This window comes from Variovorax sp. V15 (genome assembly GCF_041154425.1).
GTDB lineage: Bacteria > Pseudomonadota > Gammaproteobacteria > Burkholderiales > Burkholderiaceae_C > Variovorax > Variovorax guangxiensis.
This window is the reverse complement of the sequence record NZ_AP028659.1, coordinates 6,003,856-6,023,411: the sequence shown is the minus strand read 5'-3', so window position 1 is coordinate 6,023,411 and position 19,556 is coordinate 6,003,856. Positions and strand designations below refer to the sequence as shown.

Sequence of the window (19,556 nt, the reverse complement as noted above, 5' to 3'; positions counted from 1 at the left end):
GCAAGCAGCGCCTGTGCTTTCCCGCAAGCAATGCAGCGTTGCGAACGCAACAAGGGAACGGCGAGCTGCGGCCGTTGCTACCAGCGGTAGGTGAACTTCGCCTGCACCGCGCGCCGCTGGCCGAAGTACTGGCCGTTGCCCGCGACGTAGCTCCTGTCGGTGAGGTTGGTGGCGTTCAGCGCGAAGCTGTAGGGGCCCTGCTCGTAGCGCAGCGCCGCGTCCACCAGCGTGTAGGGCGGGTTGTAGCTGCTGTTGTCGGTGCTGGCCGGCACCTTGCCGACGTGGCGTATGCCGCCGCCCACGCTCCAGCCTTTCAGCGCGGGACTGCCGAAGCGGTAGTCCAGCCACAGCGAGGCGGTCTGGCGCGCCGTGTTCAGCGGCTGCTTGCCGATCTCCGCCGGGTTCAGGCTTTGCGTGACCTTGGCGTCGAGCAGCGTGTAGCTGGCCACCAGCTTGAGCTGCTTCGTGAGCGCGGCGCGCGCCTCGAACTCGGGGCCGCGCGTGCGCACCTCGCCGATCTGCGAGACCGGGCCGATGACGAACGGGTCGAAGACGGGCGAGTTGCTCTTGCGCAGGTCGAAGACCGACACGGTGAAGAGCGCGTCGATGCCGGGCGGCCGGTACTTCAGGCCCGCCTCGAACTGGCGGCCCAGCTCGGGCTTGAGCAGGGTGCCGTTGGGGATGGCGCCCGGCAGCGGCGTGAACGAGGTCGCGTAGCTGAAGTAGGGCGCCAGCCCGTTCGGCGCGAGGTACAGCAGGCCCGCGTTGTAGGTGGTCTTGGTGTTGGTGTCGATGCCGAAGGACGAGCTCACCAGCCGGTTGACGCTGCTGCGCGCGCGGTCCTGCCGCACCGTGAGACCCAGCGACCACGGCCCCTTGCGCATCTGGTCCTGCACGTAGAAGCCGCGCTGCGTGATGCTGTTGTCGCCCAGTCCGTTCACGGGCGGGTCTGATACAGGCTGGCCGTACACCGGCGCGAAGGCATCGATGGAGGGCGCCGGGCCGATGCCGCCTTGCTGCGAGCTGGCCTGCCGCTGGTACTCCATGCCCATCAGCAGCGTGTGCGAGACGGCGCCGGTGCTGAAGCGGCCTTCGACCTGGGTGTCGAGCGTGCTGGTGCGGTTTCTCTCGTCGACCCGCATCACCATGCGGTCGAGCGTGCGCAGGTCGCTCTGGAAGCCGGTGCCGTAGACCTGCCGGTAGTCGATGTCGAGCCTGGCGTGGCGCGCGTTCTGCCGCAGCGTCCAGTTGTCGCTGAGCTGGTGTTCGAAGAGGTAGGTGAGCGAGAACGCGTCGCGGTCGTAGCGGTCGTAGCCGGGCTCGCCGATGTAGCGCTCACGCGGAATGCTGCCCCAGGGGTTGGGCGTGATGAGCGCGCCTTGCGGCCAGATGCTCTTGGGCGTGGTGCGGTCGCGCGTGGCCTCCGCCATCAGCGTGACCTTGGTGCGCGCGGAGGGCATCCACGTGAGCGAGGGCGCGATGAAGCTGCGGTCGTCGCGGGAGTAGTCGGTCTGGCCGTCGCTGTTGCGCAGCACGCCGTTGAGCCTGAAGAGCAGGCTGCCGTCGGCGTTCATCGCGCCGCCGATGTCGAAGCTGCCCTGCCGGCGGTTGCGGTTGCCCAACGAGACGCTCACCTCGCGCACCGCCTCCGCCGAGGGCCGCTTGGACACCATGTTGATGGCCCCCCCGGGCGCCGACGGGTCGTACACCGCGCCCGGCCCCTTCAGCAGCTCGACGCGCTCCAGCGCCTGCGGCTCCACCAGCCAGCGCGTGGCGAAGCTGTTGGTGGGGAGCTTGAAGCCGTCGAGGTACTCGGCCGGCGCGAAGCCGCGCACCGTGAGCGAGGCGAAGCGCGTGTCGTAGCCCGCGACTTCGGTAAGCACGCCGGCCGAGTAGCGCAGCGACTGCTCGACGGTGTGCACGGCCTGGTCGTCCATCTGCGCGCGCGTGACCACGGTGACGGCGCGCGGGGTTTCCAGCAGCGGCGTGTCGGTGCGCGTGGCCGTGGCGCTGCGCTGCGCCACGTAGCCTTCGACCTGGCCGTCGGCGCGCTCGCCCGGCGCGTTGACGGTGAGCGTGGGCAGGATGGCGTTGGGCCCGGAGACCGCTGCGGGCGTGCCCGTGGCCTGGCGCACCGCATAGGCGCCGCTGGTGCCGGGCACGGCTTCGAGCCGGTGCGGCGAGAGCAGCTCGGCCAGGCCCTCTGCCACGGTGCGGCGGCCCTGTATGGCGGCGGCATCCTTTCCGCGCACCAGCGCCGGATCGAAGGAGAGCGTGATGCCGGCCTGCCGCGCGAAGCTGCTGAGCGCGTCTTCCAGCGCGCCGGCCGGGATGTCGAAGCTGGCGCGCGCCGGCACATCTGCCGGCTGCGCCTGCGCGCGCGCGGAATTCATGGGCGCAGCCCATCCCGCCGCGATACCCAGCAGCAGCGCGGAAAGCAGGGTGGGCCTTGTCTGCCGGAACCGCCAGAACCCGGGATGGCGGTCCGGAGAAAGGCGTCTCAACGTCGCGCGACAGTCAATGTGCCTCCAGTGCCGCGGTCGAGCCGGACCGGCAGTGTGCGTACCAGCGCCTCCAGCGCGCGACCGACGGGGTCGGGGCCGCTGAGCTGGAAGACGCCCGACACGCGCAGCGATGCCGCATCCGCGTCGCAGAGCAGCGGTGTGGCGTGGTAGCGCGCCAGCTCGGCGATGAAGGCATCGAGCCTCATCTGCCGCGCCACCAGCGCGCCGTCGGTCCAGGCGTCGGGCTCGAAGCTGCGGTCCACGATGCGCTGGGGCGGTTGTGCCGCGCCGCCGCGCACGATGTAGCCGTCTCCCGCCTGGGCGACTACCGGCTGTGCGTCGACGGTGGTGTGGATGGCCACGCGGCCCTCGGTCATCGACAGCCGCGTCTGGTCGTCCTGCTCGCGCACGCCGAAGCGCGTGCCCAGCGCCTCGAAGCGCGCGTGCGGCGTCTCGACCCAGAATGCGCGGTGGCCGAGCAGCGAGCCGCCGTCCGCGCCGGTGCGTACGAAGAGTTCGCCGCGCCGCAGCACGATGCGGCGGCGGCGCGGCGAGAAGATCACCTGCACCTCGGAGCCGGTGTTGAGGTTCAGCTCGGTGCCGTCGGCCAGCGTCACGCGCTTGCGCTCGCCCACGGCGGTGGCGTAGTCGGTGCGGCTCTCCCACGGCTGCTCGCGCCAGACGAAGAGGCCGGCCATGCCGCCCGTGACGGCCAGCCCCATCACGCCCAGAACCCCGAGCGCGCGGCGGCGGCCCTGCTGGGCCCGCAGGCGGGTGGCCGCCTGCAGCGCGCCGTGCGCCAGCGCGCCGCCGGCCTCGCCCATGCGCGGCACCTGGCGGAAGGTGTCTTCCACGGCCTGCACCTGCTGCCAGGCCTGCTCGTGCGAGGGATGCGCGGCGCGCCATGCGCCGCATTCGTCATGGGTCTTCTCGTCGGCGCTGCCGGAGCCCAGTCGCACGGCCCAGGCGATGGCCTGGTCGAGCAGCTCGGCGGCCGTGGCCGTGCCGTCGCCGGTTAGCGGGGTGGAAGGAAATGCGGCTTTCATTCTGGATGGCTCTGCGCACTTCCCGTGATCCCGGTCGCACGAAATAGCCTCGGCCAAAGCCAGGAACACCGCGGAACCGGCTTTGCCGGGCCGCCGGTGTTGCCCCCGGCGAGGGGGGAGGAGAAGCGACACGAAGTGCGCGAAGCCTGGGGGAGTTTCATCATTTCAGCGCCAGGCAGTGACGGATGGCGGTGGCCATGTATTTTTCTACGGAGCTCAGGCTCACATCGAGGCGCTGCGCGATCTCCGCATAGCCGAGGCCGTCGAGCCGCGAGAGCAAAAAGGCGCTGCGCGCCTTGGACGGCAGCCCGTCGAGCATCGCGTCGATGCGCACCAGCGATTCGACCAGCAGCATCTGCGCCTCGGGCGAGGGCGCCTGCGGCTCGGGCAGCGCGGCGATCGCCTCCAGGCAGGCGCGCTCCAGCGTTCGGCGGCGCACGTGGTCGACCACCAGCCCATGCGCGATGGTGGTGAGCCAGGCGCGGGGCTCGCGGACCTCGTCGATGTCGCGCGGGCGGCCCAGCACGCGCACGAAGGTGTCCTGCGCCAGGTCGGCGGCGTCGCCCGGGTGGCCCAGCTTGCGGCGCAGCCAGCCGAGCAGCCAGCCGTGGTGGTCGCCGTAGAGGCTTTCCACGCTGCGCGAAGGAGGACGGTCGTCCGGCATGGAGGAGGGCGAGGAAAAGTCGTTCGGGAACGCGGCGAGTGCGGCAGGCATGAATCTATCTCACTGCGTTGGCGCTGGCGAACGGCGTTTCGCCCCGGCAGGGCAGCCTGTCGGGAGCCGGTGGCTGCGGGTCTGCATGATGGGCGCGAGCGTGGACAGGGCCGTGGCGCCCGCGCGGCCCTGCTCGCAGCGGCCGAAGCCGACCGAGAGCGCGAGGCCGGCCACGGCCGCGCCGAGGCAGCAGCCGTCGAAGAGCCGGGAGCGCGCGGTGCCGCCGGCGTCCCGCGAGCGCAGGCTCTCCCGGACGAAGAGCCGGCGGGTGGCCATCACAGCAGCCCCTTCGGCGCACGCGCGGCGCGGACGCCGTACAGCGGAAACCGCAGCGTGAGGCAACCGTCGCCCAGCGGCGAGGGCGCGGTATAGATGCGCGCACCGTGGCGCGCGGCGATGGCCTGGCAGGCATGGGCCAGGGACGACGTGGGTCGGCCGATGCCGGTCTCGAAGGCCTGCGAGAGGCGGGGCGCGGTGCCGGTGGAAATGTCGGCTTCGCGCAGGCTCACCACCGCCTGGTGTCCTTCGGCGCGCGCCAGCACATGCAGCGTGGCGCCCCGCGGCAAGGTCGCGGCCGCGGCGTCCGCGATGTGAGACACGAGCCGCGGCAGGTCGCCGGCGATGGCTACAACCGTGAGCGCGGCGTCCGGCACGGCGAGGTCGAGCCCGATGCCGCGCTGCGCCAGGGTTTCGCCATGCGTGGTGGGCGTTGTGGCGAGCGCGCGCAGCGGCTGGCGCAGGTCGATGCGTTCGCGCGCGGCGGCTGCTTCCTGCCGGGCGGCGAGCTGGGGCATCGGCGTGCCGTTGGCGCGGGTCGAGAGCGTCTTGCCGGCGAGCCAGGCGGCGCCGAGGGCGAAGCAGGCGGCGACCACGAGGCCGAGGCTGCCGGTGCTCATCGGACGCTTCCCCGGGGGCACGCCGAGGGCGGCGGTGCCTGAAAGCGATGACGGGGGGTCTGAAGCATGGGGAGGCGGCTCCTCTTTTCGGTCTCGGGTGAATGCACTCCCTTGCCGGACGAGGCCCGCAAAACCCGTAATGGCGGGCCGAAAAAATCCGGGCGTCAGGCCCGGCATTCGGGCGCGGCCTTGTCCAGCATGAGCACGATGCGCCCGATCAGCCGCTCGCTGTAGGCAGGCGCGGGATGCAGCACGTCGGCCATCTCGGCGGGCTTGAAGGTCACGGCGCCCCAGTCGGCGAAGAGCGCCCCCGTCTCGCCGGCCACCCTGCGGGCGATGGCGTCGGCCTCGTCCCTGCCCGTCGCGGTGAGCGGCTGCCGGCTGAGCCCGGTGATGACCGGGGTGCGCCCCTCGGCCTGCACATGCGCGACCATGCGGCGCAGCGCGGGCTCGTAGGGCTGGCCAGACATCGCGTCGTTGATGCCGTGCTGCAGCACCACGAAGTGCGTGGTGAGCGGCGCCGTGGAGAACGCCGGCGCGCGCCGGGTGGCGGTGGCGCCCGGCTCGCTGTTGTCGATCACCGTGTAGGCGGGGCGCAGGCGCTTGAGCATCGCGGCGGGCGGCTCGTCGAAGCGCCTGTTGGCGGCATAGCCGCCGTGCAGGATCGAGTCGCCCTCGAAGGTGACGGTGCAGTCGCGCGGGGCCTGCGGGTCCGGCTGGGCTGTCGAAGAGGCCGCGTGCGCCGGCTGTCGCACGGAGGCCTTGTTGTTGCCGGTGTTGTGGTTGTGGCTGTTGCCCCCGCAGGCGGGGACCAGCGCGCCGATCGCCAGGATGGCGAGCAGCGTGAATGCGATGTCGGACAGGCGGACGCAGGCCGCGCGGCGGTGAGCGGGAAGGAAAACCAAGGCAATCTCCGGATGGCGCCACTGGCAATTCAGTGGCGTTCATCCGGTTGCCGAACGAGATGCGCAAACCCGCAATGCGCATCGCAAGGAAATCCCGCTTCAGTCCTTCGACGCCACGCAGGCCATCTGCAGCTGCTGCAGGTGCGAGCGGAACGCGACCGCGTCCTGCCAGCCGTCCACCACGAATCGGTGGTCGCGCGCGGCCGGCAGGTTGGCGGCCGGGGCCAGGTTCACCCGGTAGCGCTCGTCCACCGAGAAGGCGATGTGCAGCGTCTCCAGCCGCAGCGAGGCGGTGGATTCGTGCGCGCCGGGCGCGGTGGTCGCGAGCCGCAGGATGCACGGCGTCGCCAGCGTCAGCCTCGCGTCCACGCTGCGCGCCTCGTGGCGCAGCATGTCGTTGAGCGCGTGGACGTGCTCCGCGGCGCTCATGTCGCCGGCGGCGGGCGCGTCCCTGGTGGGATAGCCGTCGGTGCAGGCGCTTGCCGCTGCCGCGACGGCGAGCCCGGCGGCGATCCAGCGTCGCCGCCGGGCAGCTTGCGGCGCCGTCACACCGCCAGCGACACGATGCCCGCCACGCCCGCGAAGGCGGCCACGCCGGCGAGCAGGCCGGCATCGCGGTGGTTCGAGACGAGGCGTTCGCGCCAAGCCAGGTAAAGCAGCAGGAGGCAGGCGCCGAAGATGATCAGTGAGAGTTCGCTCATGAATGACAGGAATCGATTGGGTGAATGGGGTTGGATGCCCGCGCCGGACACGCCCGCGCGGGACGACGACGAACGCGACGCGCGGGCACAGTGGCCCGCACGTCGCGCATCGCGAGGATTCGTGAAAGTGGAAAAGGAAAGAGATGCGGGCGGACCCGCACCCTCTCTCGCCTAGGCGGCGATGCGCATGCGCGGCGGTTTCAGTGGAACCGGTGGCACGCGGGATGCGGGCGTGTGAGAGTGCTGCGGCGGTGGCGCGTCACGCCACGCGGCGTGGTGCAACGTGGCGTTGCGCAGTCCGCAGATTTCGGAGAGGTCCGGCGCGAGTTCGGTGGCCGGCGAGCGCTCTTCCAGCGTGGTGAACGGCTCGGCCGGTGCCTCGCAATGGGGGCTCGACGACAGATGGAGCCCGGCGACGGCCGGCGCCATCGCCGCCTCGTGCGACTGGGCTAGAGCGGCAAAACTCTGGCAGCCCAGTGCGAGCACGAGCAGCAGCGACAGCAGCCAGCGGGGCATCGTCAGGAGAGCGTTGTTGCAGTGTTCTTCAGCGCTTGGCGAAGACGCCGTTCCACGCGAAAACCGAATTGGGTGCGTTCACGCGCAGCGGCAATGCGGCGGGGCTCAGTGGGGCTTCCTTCCTCTTCGGCTGCGACGGCTCGTGCTCCACGCGCACACCCTTGGCGAGCTGGTCTTCGACCAGGCTCTGCAGCGTGACCGAGCCCAGGAACTCCATCACGTGATGCTTGGCGGAGGCCCACAGCGCCTCGGTGGAATAGCAGCCCTTGCCGCCGGCTTCGCCCTTCTTCGACGAGTCTTCGGCGTCGGACAGCGGCTGGCCGTCGACCGAGGCAAGGATGTCCGCCACCGTGATTTCGGATGCCCTGCGCGTCAAGGTGTAGCCGCCGCCCGGTCCGCGTGTCGCCTTGATCAGCGCATGCTGGCGCAGCTTGCTGAACAGGAGTTCGAGCGACGAGCGGGCAATGTGCTGGCGCTTGCTGATCGACGCCAGTGGCACCGGGCCATCCTGCTCGCGCATCGCGACATCGATCATGGCCGTCAAGGCGAAGCCGCCCTTCGTCGTGAGACGCATGGAGTGTTCCTCGTTGTTGGGTTTTTCAAACAATGCGTCATAGGTGTGCAAAAGGCCCCGAAAAGTTTCCGAGGCATGGCAACTACGGTTTTTGAAACAGTTTGAAAACCCCGGCCAGGCACGATCGCCGCACGACAGCTGAACTCGGACTCCGCTGAAAACCGATGCCGAGGGCTATTTACGGGCCTTTCCAACAAGCGCAACGACCTCCGTGAGATCGGCAATCTGCCCCTGGTGCAGAAGCGCGAGCTTTTCCAGCTTCCTGCGCCCGGCTACCAGCAGATGAACCTCGACCTGGCGCCGGTCGGTGGTGCTGGGCTTTCGCTTGACAAGGCCGGCTTCCTCGCAGCGCGAGACGAGCGCGACCACGCCGTGAAGCTGAGCCTGCAGGCGCTCGGCGATCTCGCTGACCGTCGCCCATTCCCGGCCCGGGAAGGCCTGGGTGTGGAGCATCAGCTGGTACTGCAGCACGGTGATGCCCTCGGCGCGCGCGGCGTCCTCGCTGAAGCGCAGGAAGCTGCGCAGCCTGAATCTGAAGTCGGAAAGCGCCTCGAGCTGGTGCTTCTCGATGCTGCGCGGTTGGCTGGCCATTGACGTCTTGTTGGTGTCATGTGTCGAAGCGGCCAATGTAGCAGCGCCCCCGGAAGACGCATGGGGTAATTACTCACAACATGATCTATTAAACCTCATAGCATGAGGTACCTGTCTGCAACCTGACCAGGAGGCATCGCGCCTCCGCGCTGCCCGTTGCACGCATCCTCCTTGTCCGGCGCCGTTGTCCTGCGGCGGTGCGCGCGGCGAAATCCATTCATCGGAAAGAGAAATTGCCTATGCGGATCCAGAGCCAGAAGACTTTCTTCTCCGGCCTCATGTTCACTTGCGTCGGAGCGGCCTTCGCGATCGGGGCCAACAACTACAACGTCGGCAGCGCGGCCCGCATGGGCCCCGGCTATTTCCCGCTGATCATCGGCACGCTGCTGACGGTGCTGGGGCTGGTGGTGGTCGCGAGCGCATTCACCATGAAGACCGCCGATGGAGATCCCGTCGGAAAGATCGCATGGAAGCCGCTGGGCTTCATCATCAGCGCGAACCTGTTGTTCGGAGTCCTGCTGGCGGGCCTGCACAACATCGGGCTGCCGGCCATGGGTCTGATCGTCGCGATCTACGCGCTCGTCGTCGTCGCCTGCATGGCGGGGGCGAACTTCTCGATGAAGCTTTCGCTGATCCTCGCGACCGTGCTGGCCGTGGGCAGCTACCTCACCTTCATCGTCGGGCTGAAGCTGCAGTTTCAGGTCTGGCCGACCTTCATCAGCGGCTGAAGGAGGAAGGCGCCATGACCGACCTGATCAACAACCTCTCGCTCGGCTTCGCAACGGCCGTATCGCTGCAGAACATCCTGTACGCATTCATCGGCTGCCTGCTGGGCACGCTGATCGGCGTGCTGCCCGGCATCGGCCCGACGGCCACCATCGCCATGCTGCTGCCCGCCACCTATGCGCTGCCGCCGGTGGCGGCGCTGATCATGCTCGCCGGCATCTACTACGGCTCGCAGTACGGCGGCTCGACCACTGCGATCCTGGTGAACCTGCCGGGCGAATCGTCTTCCGTGGTCACGGTGATCGACGGCCATCAGATGGCCAAGCAGGGCAGGGGAGGGCCGGCGCTTGCCGCGGCCGGCCTGGGGTCGTTCTTCGCAGGCTGCGTGGGCACTCTGATCCTGGCCGCGTTCGCGCCTCCGCTGACGGAGATCGCCTTCAAGTTCGGCCCGGCCGAATACTTCTCGCTGATGATCCTGGGCCTCATCGGCGCCGTGGTGCTGGCCTCGGGCTCGCTGCTCAAGGCGATCTGCATGATCATGGTGGGTCTGCTGCTCGGACTCGTGGGCACCGACGTCAACTCCGGCGTTGCGCGCTACAGCTTCGACATCCCCGAACTCACGGACGGCCTGGGGTTCATCGCCATCGCGATGGGCGTGTTCGGCTACGGCGAGATCATCGCCAACCTGGCCAGGCCGGAGGACGAACGGGAGGTGTTCACGGCGAAGGTCTCGGGCCTGATGCCGACGAAGGAAGACTTCCGGCGCATGCTCCCCGCGGTGCTGCGCGGCACGGCGCTGGGCTCCTCCCTGGGCATCCTGCCAGGCGGCGGTGCGCTGCTGTCGGCCTTCGCGGCGTATACGCTGGAGAAGAAGATCAAGCTCAAGCCGGGCGAGGTCACCTTCGGCAAAGGCAACATCCGCGGCGTTGCGGGCCCTGAAGCCGCCAACAACGCGGGCGCGCAGACTTCGTTCATTCCGATGCTCACGCTGGGCATTCCGCCCAATCCGGTGATGGCGTTGATGGTCGGTGCGATGACCATCCACAACATCCAGCCCGGCCCGCAGGTCATGACCAGCAATCCGGAGCTCTTCTGGGGCCTGATCGCCTCGATGTGGATCGGCAACCTGATGCTGGTGATCCTGAACCTGCCGCTCATCGGGCTGTGGATCAAGCTGCTGACGATTCCCTACCGGTGGCTGTTTCCGGCCATCGTGCTGTTCTGCGCCATCGGCGTCTACTCGACCAACAACAACGTCTTCGACATCTGGCTGGTCGCGATCTTCGGCGTGGTGGGCTACACCTTCATCAAGCTGGGCTGCGAGCCGGCGCCATTGCTGCTGGGGCTGATCCTCGGGCCGATGATGGAGGAGAACCTGCGCCGCGCACTGCTGCTGTCGCGCGGCGACTGGAGCGTGTTCGTGTCGCGGCCGATCTCGGCGGGCCTGCTGGTCGCCGCGCTCATCCTGCTGCTGATCGTGCTGCTGCCGTCCATACGCTCCAAACGCGAGGAGGCTTTCGTCGAGGAGGGCGGCTGAGGCGGAGGCCGCCTTCGACCACACCGGGAGGCGGGCAGTCGTTGCGGGCTGGATTCCGGCGGCACTGAGGTTTGGGTGCTGCTCGGATAGAGTGCCGGGAATCCCTCGAAACTCTGCTCGCGCGTCCTTGAACTCCATCAGCTTCTCCCGCACCCGCTTCGACGCCGCCATCGTCGACCTCGACGGCACCATGGTCGACACGTTGGGCGACTTCGCCGCCTCGCTCAACCGCATGCTCGACGATCTCTCGCTGCCGCACGTGGCGCCTTCCGCCATCGAGAAGATGGTGGGCAAGGGCTCGGAGCACCTGATCCATTCCGCGCTCGTGCACGTGATGGGGCCGGCCGTCGCCGATGCCGCGGAGGCCGACGCGAAAGCGCGTGCGCTGTTCGACCGGGCCTGGGAGCGTTATCAGCATCACTACCTCGCCATCAACGGGCGGCATTCGGCGGTGTACCCCGGCGTGATCGAAGGGCTGAAAGCGCTGCGCGCACAGGGCCTGAGGCTGGCGTGCCTCACCAACAAGCCGACCTCGTTCGCCAAGCCGCTGCTGGCCGACAAGGGGCTCGACGGCTTCTTCGAGCTTGTGTTCGGCGGCGACGCCTTCGAGCGCAAGAAGCCCGATCCGCTGCCGCTCTTGAAGACCTGCGAGGCGATGGGCACGGCACCTGAGCGCACGCTGATGGTCGGCGACTCGAGCAACGACGCGCGCGCCGCGCGTGCGGCGGGTTGTCCCGTGGTGCTGGTGACCTACGGCTACAACCACGGCGAGCCGGTGCGCGGCGTGGATGCCGACGGTTTCGTCGATTCGCTGGCCGAGTTGGCGCCGGCCGCCGCGCGGTAGCAGCGCCAGTTACTGCTTGCCGAGCAGCGCGTCCTTCAGCTTCCAGTCGGCCGGGTTCGGGCCCAGCCAGATGCGCAACAGCGCGTTGAAGAAGGCCTGCTCCTTGATCGGATCGGGCTGGGGCACGCCGCGCACGGTGATCAGCGTGCCTGTGCCGGGCAGCCAGTCGATGGTGAAGGTGTCGCCGGTCTTCAACTGTTTCTGGTCAGCGAACATCTGGCCCATGCGCAGCAGGCCCGGAATGAGGTTGACCATCTCGCTCTTGGGTGAGTTGTCTTCCACGCCCTTGGTGAAGAGCTTGCCGAGCTCGTTCGCGTCGATGTCGCGCAGCATCGTGATGGCCACGCGCTTGGGGCCGGGCGCGGCCAGTGCTTCCTCGGGCGTCGACACCTTCTTGCCCACGTAGAGGCCGGCCGTGTAGACCTTGAAGATGGCCTTGTAGCGGATGCCCGCGCCATTGAGCACGAGGGGCGCGCCACGCAGATCCAGCTGGTCTTCGAGCTTGACGCCACCTACGTCGACCTGTGCGGCCGGCACACCGAGGCTGGCGGCGGCGAGGCAGGCGGCCAGGACGAGGCGAGGGAACACGGTCGTGAGCGGAAGGGCGGTCAACGCTGTCTCCTTGAAAATTTGCGAACGGTCGTTCGAATGTATCTTTTCGTTCTACTCCTTCGGCTTCGGGGGAACCCTGAAAGCCACCGCCGATGCGCCCGGTTGCACGTTCGGGCGTTTTCGTGGGCTAAACTCCGCAGCTCATATGTTCGTTCATCACGTCATTCAAACAGGTGAAGGCAGCCGGGGAGCCTGGCCCTGGCGTCGCCATACTTCGCTGACTGTTTGATTGCGCGGCGCACGCCGTGCGCCCGCGGTTCCGGACCGGCACGTTCGCCGGCACCGGGCCAACCCGTGAATGACCTTGCCGCCGGCCGAAGGAGCGCCGCAGGCAACTGGAGAACGAATCCGTGATCACCGAACTTGAATTCAAGAGCCTCAGCGCCCAGGGCTACAACCGCATTCCGCTGATGGCCGAGGCCTTCGCCGACCTCGAGACTCCTCTTTCCCTCTACCTCAAGCTGGCCCATTCGCAAGGCGGCGGCAAGCACAGCTTCCTGCTCGAATCGGTGGTGGGCGGCGAGCGCTTCGGGCGCTACAGCTTCATCGGGCTGCCGGCGCGCACGCTGCTGCGCGCCAGCGGCTTCGGCGCCGAAGCCGTCACCGAGGTGGTGACCGACGGGCAGGTGATCGAGACCATCCGCGGCAATCCGCTCGATTTCGTCGCCGAGTACCAGAAGCGCTTCAAGGTCGCGCTGCGCCCGGGCCTGCCGCGCTTCTGCGGCGGCCTTGCCGGCTACTTCGGCTACGACACCGTGCGCCACATCGAGCGCAAGCTCGAGAAGACATGCCCGCCCGACGCGCTGGGCTGCCCCGACATCCTGCTGCTGCAGTGCGAGGAACTGGCGGTCATCGACAACCTCTCGGGCAAGCTGTACCTCATCGTCTATGCCGATCCGAAGCAGCCCGAGGCCTATGCGGTGGGCAAGCGCCGGCTGCGCGAGCTGAAGGAAAAGCTCAAGTACTCGGTGAGCGCGCCCATCGTGAAGCCCACGCAGCCGCACCCGCCCGAGCGCGGCTTTGCCAAGGCCGACTACCTTGCGGCCGTGGAGCGCGCAAAGGAAATGATCGCCGCCGGCGACTTCATGCAGGTGCAGGTGGGCCAGCGCATCAGCAAGCGCTACACGGAGTCGCCGCTGTCGCTGTATCGCGCGCTGCGTTCGCTGAACCCGTCGCCCTACATGTACTACTACAACCTCGGCGACTTCCACGTGGTGGGCGCTTCGCCCGAGATCCTGGTGCGCCAGGAGAACACCGGCGAGGGCGAGCAGAAGATCACCATCCGCCCGCTGGCCGGCACCCGCCCGCGCGGCGCGTCGCTGGAGCTCGACAAGGCGGCCGAGGTGGAACTCATCAACGACCCGAAGGAACGCGCCGAGCACGTGATGCTGATCGACCTCGCGCGCAACGACATCGGCCGCATCGCCAAGACCGGCAGCGTGAAAGTGACGGAAGCCTTCGCGGTGGAGCGCTACAGCCACGTGATGCACATCGTGAGCAACGTCGAAGGCACGCTGAAGGACGGCATGACCGCCATCGACGTGCTCAAGGCCACCTTCCCGGCCGGTACGCTGACCGGCGCGCCGAAGGTGCATGCGATGGAGCTTATCGACGAACTGGAGCCCACCAAGCGCGGCCTGTACGGCGGCGCCTGCGGCTACATCAGCTACGCGGGCGACATGGACGTGGCCATCGCGATCCGCACCGGCATCGTGAAGGACCAGATGCTGCACGTGCAGGCCGCGGCCGGCGTGGTGGCCGACTCGGTGCCCGAGCTGGAGTGGAAGGAAACCGAGGCCAAGGCTCGGGCGCTGCTGCGGGCGGCGGAACTGGTCGAGGAGGGGTTGGAATGAGTGGCGTGGGATACGGGCAGCCGAACGCAGAGGGCGCGAAGGTTTCGCAGAGGTCGCAGAAGGAACCGCCAGGTTTTGAAAATGACTGTTCGCACGATGTCATCGGCGCGGCGGTCGAGGTTCAACGTGTGCTTGGCACGGGGCTTCTGGAAAGCGCCTATGCGGCTGCGATGGCGATCGAACTGCATGAGCGCGAGTTGGCGTTCGAACGCGAAGTCCCGATCGAGGCGGTCTACAAGGGGCGCCCGCTGGGCATCGCATACCGCGCAGACTTCGTGATCGAGGGCAGCGTGCTGCTCGAACTCAGGGCCATGGATGCCGTCAGCGAGGCGCATCGTGCGCAGTTGCTGTCGTATCTGCGCGTCTCCGGCATGAAGCTGGGCCTGCTGATCAACTTCCATACCTTCCCCGTCGTCAAGGGAATCCATCGGGTGGTGAACAAGCTATGAAGACCTTCTTTTTGAATTCCTTCTGCGATTTCTGCGAAACCTTCGCGACTTCTGCGTTCGGAAGTCCGGATTCGGAGGGCCTCGAAAAATGAAGCTCCTGATGATCGACAACTACGACAGCTTCACCTACAACATCGTCCAGTACTTCGGCGAACTGGGTGCGGACGTGCAGGTGCACCGCAACGACGAGATCACGGTCGAGCAGATCGGCGAGCTGATCGCTTCGGGCGTGACGCGGCTGGTGGTGTCGCCGGGGCCTTGCTCGCCGGCGGAGGCGGGTGTGTCGGTGGCGGCCATCGAGGCCTTCGCCGGCAAGCTGCCCATCCTGGGGGTGTGCCTGGGGCACCAGGCCATCGGTGCGGCCTTCGGCGGCAAGATCGTGCGCGCGCAGCAGCTCATGCACGGCAAGACCAGCGAGATCACGACCACGCAGGAAGGTGTGTTCGCGGGGCTGCCCCAGAGGTTCGTCGTCAACCGCTACCACTCGCTTTCCATCGAGCGCGAGAGCTGCCCCAAGACATTGGCTGTCACCGCCTGGACCGACGACGGCGAGATCATGGGCGTGCGTCACACCGGCTTCGCGCACGATGTGCGCATCGAGGGCGTGCAGTTCCATCCGGAATCGATCCTGACGGAGCACGGTCACGCCATGCTCAAGAACTTTCTGGATTGACCACCACCATGACCACCGATCGCACTTCCTTCGTCGACCTGCGCAGCGACACCGTCACCCAACCCACGCCCGCGATGCGCGAAGCCATGATGGCTGCGCCCTTGGGCGACGACGTCTTCGGTACCGATCCGAGCGTGAACGCGCTGCAGGAAAAGATCGCGGCCATGCTGGGTTTCGAGGCGGCGCTGTTCGTGCCCACCGGCACGCAGAGCAATCTGTGCGCGATCCTGTCGCACTGCGGCCGCGGCGACGAGTACATCGTCGGCCAGCAGGCGCATTGCTATCGCTGGGAAGGCGGTGGCGCGGCGGTGTTCGGCAGCGTGCAGCCGCAGCCGCTCGACCACGCGCCTGACGGCACGCTGCCGCTCGCGCAGATCGAGGCGGCCATCAAGCCCGACGACGCGCACTTCGCTCGCACGCGGCTGCTGGCGCTGGAGAACACGCTGGGCGGTAAGCTGCTGCCATTCGAATACGTGCAGGCGGCGACCGATCTCGCGAAGAGCAAGGGACTGCAGCGACATCTGGACGGTGCGCGGCTCTTCAACGCCGCGACCGCGCAGGCCGCGCTGAACAAGCGCGGCGACATCCGGGCCGAAGCCCGCCGCATCGCGCAGTGCTTCGACAGCGTGTCGGTGTGCTTCAGCAAGGGGCTTGGTGCGCCGATCGGCTCGGCGCTGGTCGGTTCGCGCGAGTTCATCGCCCGCGCGCACCGCATCCGCAAGATGGCTGGCGGCGGCATGCGGCAGGCCGGCCTGCTGGCCGCGGCGGCGTCGCATGCGCTCGACCACCATGTCGACCGCCTTGCTGACGACCACGCGCTGGCACAGCGCCTGGCGCAGGGGCTCGAAGGCATCGAGGGGCTGAAGGTGGAGGCGCCGCACACGAACATCGTGTTCGTCGATCTCGCCGGTGCTGCGCAGGCGCGCTCTTCGGAGCTGCTGGCGAGCCTCAATTCGCAGGGCATTCTTGCGACGGGACTCTACCGGCTGCGCTTCGTGACGCACCTCGATGTCGACGTCGCCGGCGTGGACCGGGCCGTTGCCGCGATCCGCGCCTTCTTCGCCAAATCCTGAAAACGGCGGGAACGCGATGCCCGATCTTCCGCATCTGCTCGCATTCATCGCCGCCGGCTGGCTGCTGAACCTCACGCCGGGGCCCGACGTGCTGTACGTGGTCACGAATTCGCTGCGTTCGGGCGCGCGCGCCGGCATCATGGCCGGGCTGGGCATTACGACAGGGTGCTTCGTGCACGTCTTCGCTGCCGCCATCGGCGTGGGCACGCTGATGGCGACTTCTGTCGGGGCCTTCACCGTGCTCAAGTACATCGGCGCGGCCTACCTGCTGTACCTTGGCGTGCGCATGCTGATGTCGCGCGCCACGCCGCCCGCCGATCTCGACGCTGCCGCCGCGGCGGTGAGCGGGGAACGCAGCCTCAAGGCGATCTTCGTGGGCGGCTTCTGGACCAACGTGCTCAACCCGAAGGTCGCGCTGTTCTTCCTGGCCTTCGTGCCGCAGTTCATTGCGCCGGGCACCGGCAACACGGCGCTGGCCTTCGTGCTGCTGGGCGTGCTGTTCAATCTCAACGCCGTTCCCGTCAACGTGGGATGGGCGCTGGCGGCGGGCTGGATGGCGCGCCGCAGTGCTGTGCGCAAGGGCATGCACTGGCTCGACCGCGCCGCCGGCGTGCTGTTCATCGGCTTCGGCCTCAAGCTCGCGTTCACCGACGCGCCCGCCGCCGTTCGCGTCGGCCGCTGATTCTTTTCGAGGAGACTTTCCATGATCACCCCCCAGGAAGCGCTGCAGCGCACCATCGAGCACCGCGAGGTCTTCCACGACGAGATGCTGCACATCGTGCGCCTCATCATGAGCGGCGAGTGCTCGCCCGTGATGATGGCCGCGCTGATCACCGGCCTGCGCGTGAAGAAGGAAACCATCGGCGAGATCACCGCCGCCGCGCAGGTGATGCGCGAGGTGTCGACCAAGGTGCCGGTGAAGGACACGACGAACCTCGTGGACATCGTGGGCACGGGCGGCGACGGCTCGCACACCTTCAACATCTCGACCTGCTCGATGTTCGTGGCCGCCGCCGCGGGCGCCAAGGTGAGCAAGCACGGCGGGCGCAGCGTGTCGAGCAAGTCGGGCAGCGCCGACGTGCTGGAGTCGCTGGGGGTGAACATCAACCTCAAGCCCGAGCAGATCGCGCGCTCCATCGAGGAGTGCGGCATCGGCTTCATGTTCGCGCCGAACCATCATCCGGCGATGAAGAACGTCGCGCCGGTTCGCAAGGAGCTGGGCATCAAGACCATCTTCAATATCCTCGGGCCGCTGACCAACCCGGCCGGCGCTCCGAACATCCTGATGGGCGTGTTCCACCCCGACCTCGTGGGCATCCAGGTGCGTGCGCTGCAGCGGCTCGGTGCCGAACATGCGGTGGTGGTCTACGGGCGCGACGGCATGGACGAGATCTCGCTCGGCGCGGCGACCATGGTGGGCGAGCTGAAGGATGGCGAGATCCGCGAATACGAGCTGCATCCCGAGGACTTCGGCTTCCAGATGTCGAGCAACCGCGCGCTGCGCGTGGAAACGCCTGAACAGTCGAAGGCGATGCTGCTGGCCGTGCTCGACAATCAGGCCGGCCCGGCGCTAGACATCGTGCTGCTGAACGCCGGGGCGGCGCTTTACGCGGCGAACGTGGTCGACTCGGTGCAGGCGGGCGTGGAGCGCTCGCGCGCCGCCATCGCCTCGGGCGCGGCAAAGGCCAAGCTGGCGGAGCTGGTCAAGGCCTCCTCGACCGTCTGAGCTTCAAGAGAACAGGAAACCCAGAAGTCATGTCCGACATCCTCGACAAGATCGTTGCCGTCAAGCGCCAGGAAGTGGCCGCGGCACTGAAGCGCACGCCGCTCGAAGCCGTGCGCTTCGACGCCGAGAGCCGCGTGCTGACGCGCGACTTCGAAGGCGCGCTGCGAGCCAAGATCGCGGCAGGCCAGGCCGCGGTGATCGCCGAAGTCAAGAAGGCCAGCCCGAGCAAGGGTGTGCTGCGCGCGGACTTCATTCCGGCCGACATCGCGCAAAGCTACGCCGAGGGCGATGGCGAGATCAGCGCGGCCTGCCTCTCGGTGCTGACCGACAAGCAGTTCTTCCAGGGCGGCGTGGACTATCTCAAGCAGGCGCGCGCCTCGTGCGAGCTGCCGGTGCTGCGCAAGGATTTCATCGTCGATGCGTACCAGGTGTACGAGTCGCGCGCGATAGGCGCCGACGCGATCCTGCTGATTGCCGCCTGCCTCGACGACGCGCAGATGAAGGACTACGAAGCCATCGCGCGCGGGCTGGGCATGGCGGTGTTGGTGGAGGTGCACGACGCGGCCGAGCTGGACCGCGCGCTCGGGCTGAAGACGGCGCTGATCGGGATCAACAACCGCAATCTGCGCAACTTCGAGGTGTCGATACAGGCGACCATCGATCTGCTGCCGAAGCTGCCTGCCGATCGCCTGCCGGTGACTGAGTCGGGCATCGGCACGCGCGAGGACGTGGCCACCTTGCGCGCGGCCGGCGTCAACGCCTTCCTGGTCGGCGAGGCTTTCATGCGCGCCAAGGAACCCGGCGAGGCCCTCGCTGCATTGTTCAAATGAGCCGGCCCGATCAGCTGTCGAGCAGCAATCCGGCCGACTGGCCGGTGGCCCCGGGCTGGCAGCCGCTGGTCGACGAGTTCTTCGGCAGTGCCGTGGGGCGGAAGCTGCAAGACTTCCTGCGCGAGCGGCTTGACGCTGGCGCCGTGATCTTTCCGCCGCAGCCGCTGAGGGCGCTGGAACTCACGCCGCCGGAAGACGTGCGCGTGGTGATCCTGGGGCAGGATCCGTATCACGGGCGCGGCCAGGCCGAGGGGCTTGCGTTTTCCGTGGCGCCCGGCGTGGCGCTGCCGCCGTCGCTGCGCAACATCTTCAAGGAATTGCAGCGCGACCTGGGGACTGCGCCGCCGCCGTTTCCGAATCCGGGCGGCAGCCTGGTGAAGTGGGCCACGCATGGCGTGCTGCTGCTGAACACCTGCCTGACGGTCGAGGAGGCCCAGCCAGCCAGCCATTCCGGGCGTGGCTGGGAGGTGCTGACGGATGTCGTCATTCGGCATGTTTCAAACGGCGCTAAACCTGTTGTTTTTATGCTGTGGGGCTCTCATGCTCAGAGTAAGCGGGCGTTGATCGATGTTGGGCGCCATAAGGTGCTGATGTCGAATCATCCGTCGCCTCTTTCGGCTCAACGGCCGCCCGTGCCGTTCATCGGCTGCGGTCATTTCGGCGAAGCGCGCGCTTGGCGGGAGGCGCAGCGGTCGGAGGGGTGAAAACTTAGGCGATAATCGTGGGCTAACGCCTCGAGCGGTTTTCCTGCATCTTTGTTGATGCATGGGTTTCCGGGTAGTCAC

23 protein-coding genes are annotated in these 19,556 nt (G+C 67.9%); 11 read left to right on the top strand and 12 right to left on the bottom strand.

The genetic code is table 11. From position 1 onward, the window contains the following. Window positions 1-77: 77 nt before the first annotated feature. The 11 genes from ACAM57_RS28610 to ACAM57_RS28560 form a co-directional block, all read right to left on the bottom strand. Window positions 78-2,393, bottom strand: coding sequence for a TonB-dependent siderophore receptor (locus tag ACAM57_RS28610; protein ID WP_369659784.1), 2,316 nt, complete (start codon window positions 2,391-2,393; stop codon window positions 78-80). A 107-nt stretch (window positions 2,394-2,500) separates the two neighbouring features. After that, window positions 2,501-3,550, bottom strand: a complete 1,050-nt coding sequence (locus ACAM57_RS28605) for a FecR domain-containing protein (RefSeq protein WP_369659783.1) — start codon at window positions 3,548-3,550, stop codon at window positions 2,501-2,503. A 160-nt stretch (window positions 3,551-3,710) separates the two neighbouring features. After that, a complete protein-coding gene (locus ACAM57_RS28600; RefSeq protein WP_184640552.1) occupies window positions 3,711-4,214 on the bottom strand; it encodes a sigma-70 family RNA polymerase sigma factor in 504 nt (167 codons plus the stop codon). Window positions 4,215-4,274: 60 nt separating this feature from the next. Beyond that, entirely contained in the window at window positions 4,275-4,544 is a 270-nt protein-coding gene (locus tag ACAM57_RS28595) for a hypothetical protein (protein WP_369659782.1), read from the bottom strand. Then, a complete protein-coding gene (locus ACAM57_RS28590; protein ID WP_369659781.1) occupies window positions 4,541-5,161 on the bottom strand; it encodes a hypothetical protein in 621 nt (206 codons plus the stop codon). The genes ACAM57_RS28595 and ACAM57_RS28590 overlap by 4 nt, the downstream gene beginning before the upstream one ends. 164 nt (window positions 5,162-5,325) lie before the next feature. Further along, complete coding sequence (locus ACAM57_RS28585; RefSeq protein WP_369659780.1) at window positions 5,326-6,066, bottom strand: SGNH/GDSL hydrolase family protein; 741 nt, start codon at window positions 6,064-6,066, stop codon at window positions 5,326-5,328. A 99-nt stretch (window positions 6,067-6,165) separates the two neighbouring features. After that, window positions 6,166-6,615 (bottom strand): hypothetical protein, encoded by a 450-nt coding sequence (locus ACAM57_RS28580; RefSeq protein ID WP_369659779.1) that lies wholly within the window; start codon window positions 6,613-6,615, stop codon window positions 6,166-6,168. After that, window positions 6,612-6,767 (bottom strand): hypothetical protein, encoded by a 156-nt coding sequence (locus tag ACAM57_RS28575; RefSeq protein WP_184639877.1) that lies wholly within the window; start codon window positions 6,765-6,767, stop codon window positions 6,612-6,614. Before ACAM57_RS28575 ends, ACAM57_RS28580 begins: the two co-directional genes overlap by 4 nt. A gap of 171 nt (window positions 6,768-6,938) precedes the next feature. Beyond that, entirely contained in the window at window positions 6,939-7,283 is a 345-nt protein-coding gene (locus ACAM57_RS28570; RefSeq protein WP_369659778.1) for a hypothetical protein, read from the bottom strand. 28 nt (window positions 7,284-7,311) lie between these two features. Next, complete coding sequence (locus ACAM57_RS28565; protein WP_184639874.1) at window positions 7,312-7,857, bottom strand: Rrf2 family transcriptional regulator; 546 nt, start codon at window positions 7,855-7,857, stop codon at window positions 7,312-7,314. A 174-nt stretch (window positions 7,858-8,031) separates the two neighbouring features. Next, window positions 8,032-8,448, bottom strand: coding sequence for a MarR family winged helix-turn-helix transcriptional regulator (locus ACAM57_RS28560; RefSeq protein WP_369659777.1), 417 nt, complete (start codon window positions 8,446-8,448; stop codon window positions 8,032-8,034). Window positions 8,449-8,687: 239 nt separating this feature from the next. Here ACAM57_RS28560 and ACAM57_RS28555 point away from each other — a divergent pair, with 239 nt between their 5' ends. From ACAM57_RS28555 to ACAM57_RS28545, 3 genes are all read left to right on the top strand, one after another. After that, window positions 8,688-9,176, top strand: a complete 489-nt coding sequence (locus ACAM57_RS28555; RefSeq protein WP_369659776.1) for a tripartite tricarboxylate transporter TctB family protein — start codon at window positions 8,688-8,690, stop codon at window positions 9,174-9,176. A gap of 14 nt (window positions 9,177-9,190) precedes the next feature. Next, window positions 9,191-10,711 carry a tripartite tricarboxylate transporter permease gene (locus tag ACAM57_RS28550; protein ID WP_126025758.1) on the top strand — a complete coding sequence of 507 codons (1,521 nt, stop codon included), beginning with the start codon at window positions 9,191-9,193 and terminating at the stop codon, window positions 10,709-10,711. A 127-nt stretch (window positions 10,712-10,838) separates the two neighbouring features. Beyond that, on the top strand, window positions 10,839-11,555 hold the full coding sequence (locus ACAM57_RS28545; RefSeq protein ID WP_369659775.1) for a phosphoglycolate phosphatase: 717 nt from the start codon (window positions 10,839-10,841) through the stop codon (window positions 11,553-11,555). Window positions 11,556-11,564: 9 nt separating this feature from the next. Here ACAM57_RS28545 and ACAM57_RS28540 read toward each other — a convergent pair whose 3' ends face one another. Beyond that, complete coding sequence (locus ACAM57_RS28540; RefSeq protein ID WP_369659774.1) at window positions 11,565-12,167, bottom strand: chalcone isomerase family protein; 603 nt, start codon at window positions 12,165-12,167, stop codon at window positions 11,565-11,567. Window positions 12,168-12,517: 350 nt separating this feature from the next. Between ACAM57_RS28540 and trpE the strand changes: the two genes are divergently transcribed. From trpE to ACAM57_RS28500, 8 genes are all read left to right on the top strand, one after another. Continuing rightward, complete coding sequence (gene trpE / locus ACAM57_RS28535) at window positions 12,518-14,020, top strand: anthranilate synthase component I (RefSeq protein ID WP_369659773.1); 1,503 nt, start codon at window positions 12,518-12,520, stop codon at window positions 14,018-14,020. Next, window positions 14,017-14,469 carry a GxxExxY protein gene (locus tag ACAM57_RS28530; protein WP_369659772.1) on the top strand — a complete coding sequence of 151 codons (453 nt, stop codon included), beginning with the start codon at window positions 14,017-14,019 and terminating at the stop codon, window positions 14,467-14,469. Before trpE ends, ACAM57_RS28530 begins: the two co-directional genes overlap by 4 nt. An 88-nt stretch (window positions 14,470-14,557) precedes the next feature. Then, complete coding sequence (locus tag ACAM57_RS28525; protein ID WP_369659771.1) at window positions 14,558-15,142, top strand: aminodeoxychorismate/anthranilate synthase component II; 585 nt, start codon at window positions 14,558-14,560, stop codon at window positions 15,140-15,142. Between the two features lie 8 nt (window positions 15,143-15,150). Continuing rightward, window positions 15,151-16,215 carry a low-specificity L-threonine aldolase gene (gene ltaE, locus ACAM57_RS28520; protein WP_369659770.1) on the top strand — a complete coding sequence of 355 codons (1,065 nt, stop codon included), beginning with the start codon at window positions 15,151-15,153 and terminating at the stop codon, window positions 16,213-16,215. Between the two features lie 16 nt (window positions 16,216-16,231). Further along, the gene (locus ACAM57_RS28515; RefSeq protein WP_369659769.1) at window positions 16,232-16,897 is read left to right on the top strand and encodes a LysE family translocator; all 666 of its coding nucleotides are present in this window, start codon (window positions 16,232-16,234) and stop codon (window positions 16,895-16,897) included. Window positions 16,898-16,918: 21 nt separating this feature from the next. Next, on the top strand, window positions 16,919-17,941 hold the full coding sequence (gene trpD, locus ACAM57_RS28510; RefSeq protein ID WP_126025765.1) for an anthranilate phosphoribosyltransferase: 1,023 nt from the start codon (window positions 16,919-16,921) through the stop codon (window positions 17,939-17,941). A gap of 29 nt (window positions 17,942-17,970) precedes the next feature. Continuing rightward, entirely contained in the window at window positions 17,971-18,771 is an 801-nt protein-coding gene (gene trpC / locus ACAM57_RS28505; protein ID WP_369659768.1) for an indole-3-glycerol phosphate synthase TrpC, read from the top strand. Next, window positions 18,768-19,475 (top strand): uracil-DNA glycosylase, encoded by a 708-nt coding sequence (locus ACAM57_RS28500; RefSeq protein ID WP_369659767.1) that lies wholly within the window; start codon window positions 18,768-18,770, stop codon window positions 19,473-19,475. Before trpC ends, ACAM57_RS28500 begins: the two co-directional genes overlap by 4 nt. Window positions 19,476-19,556 lie beyond the last annotated feature (81 nt).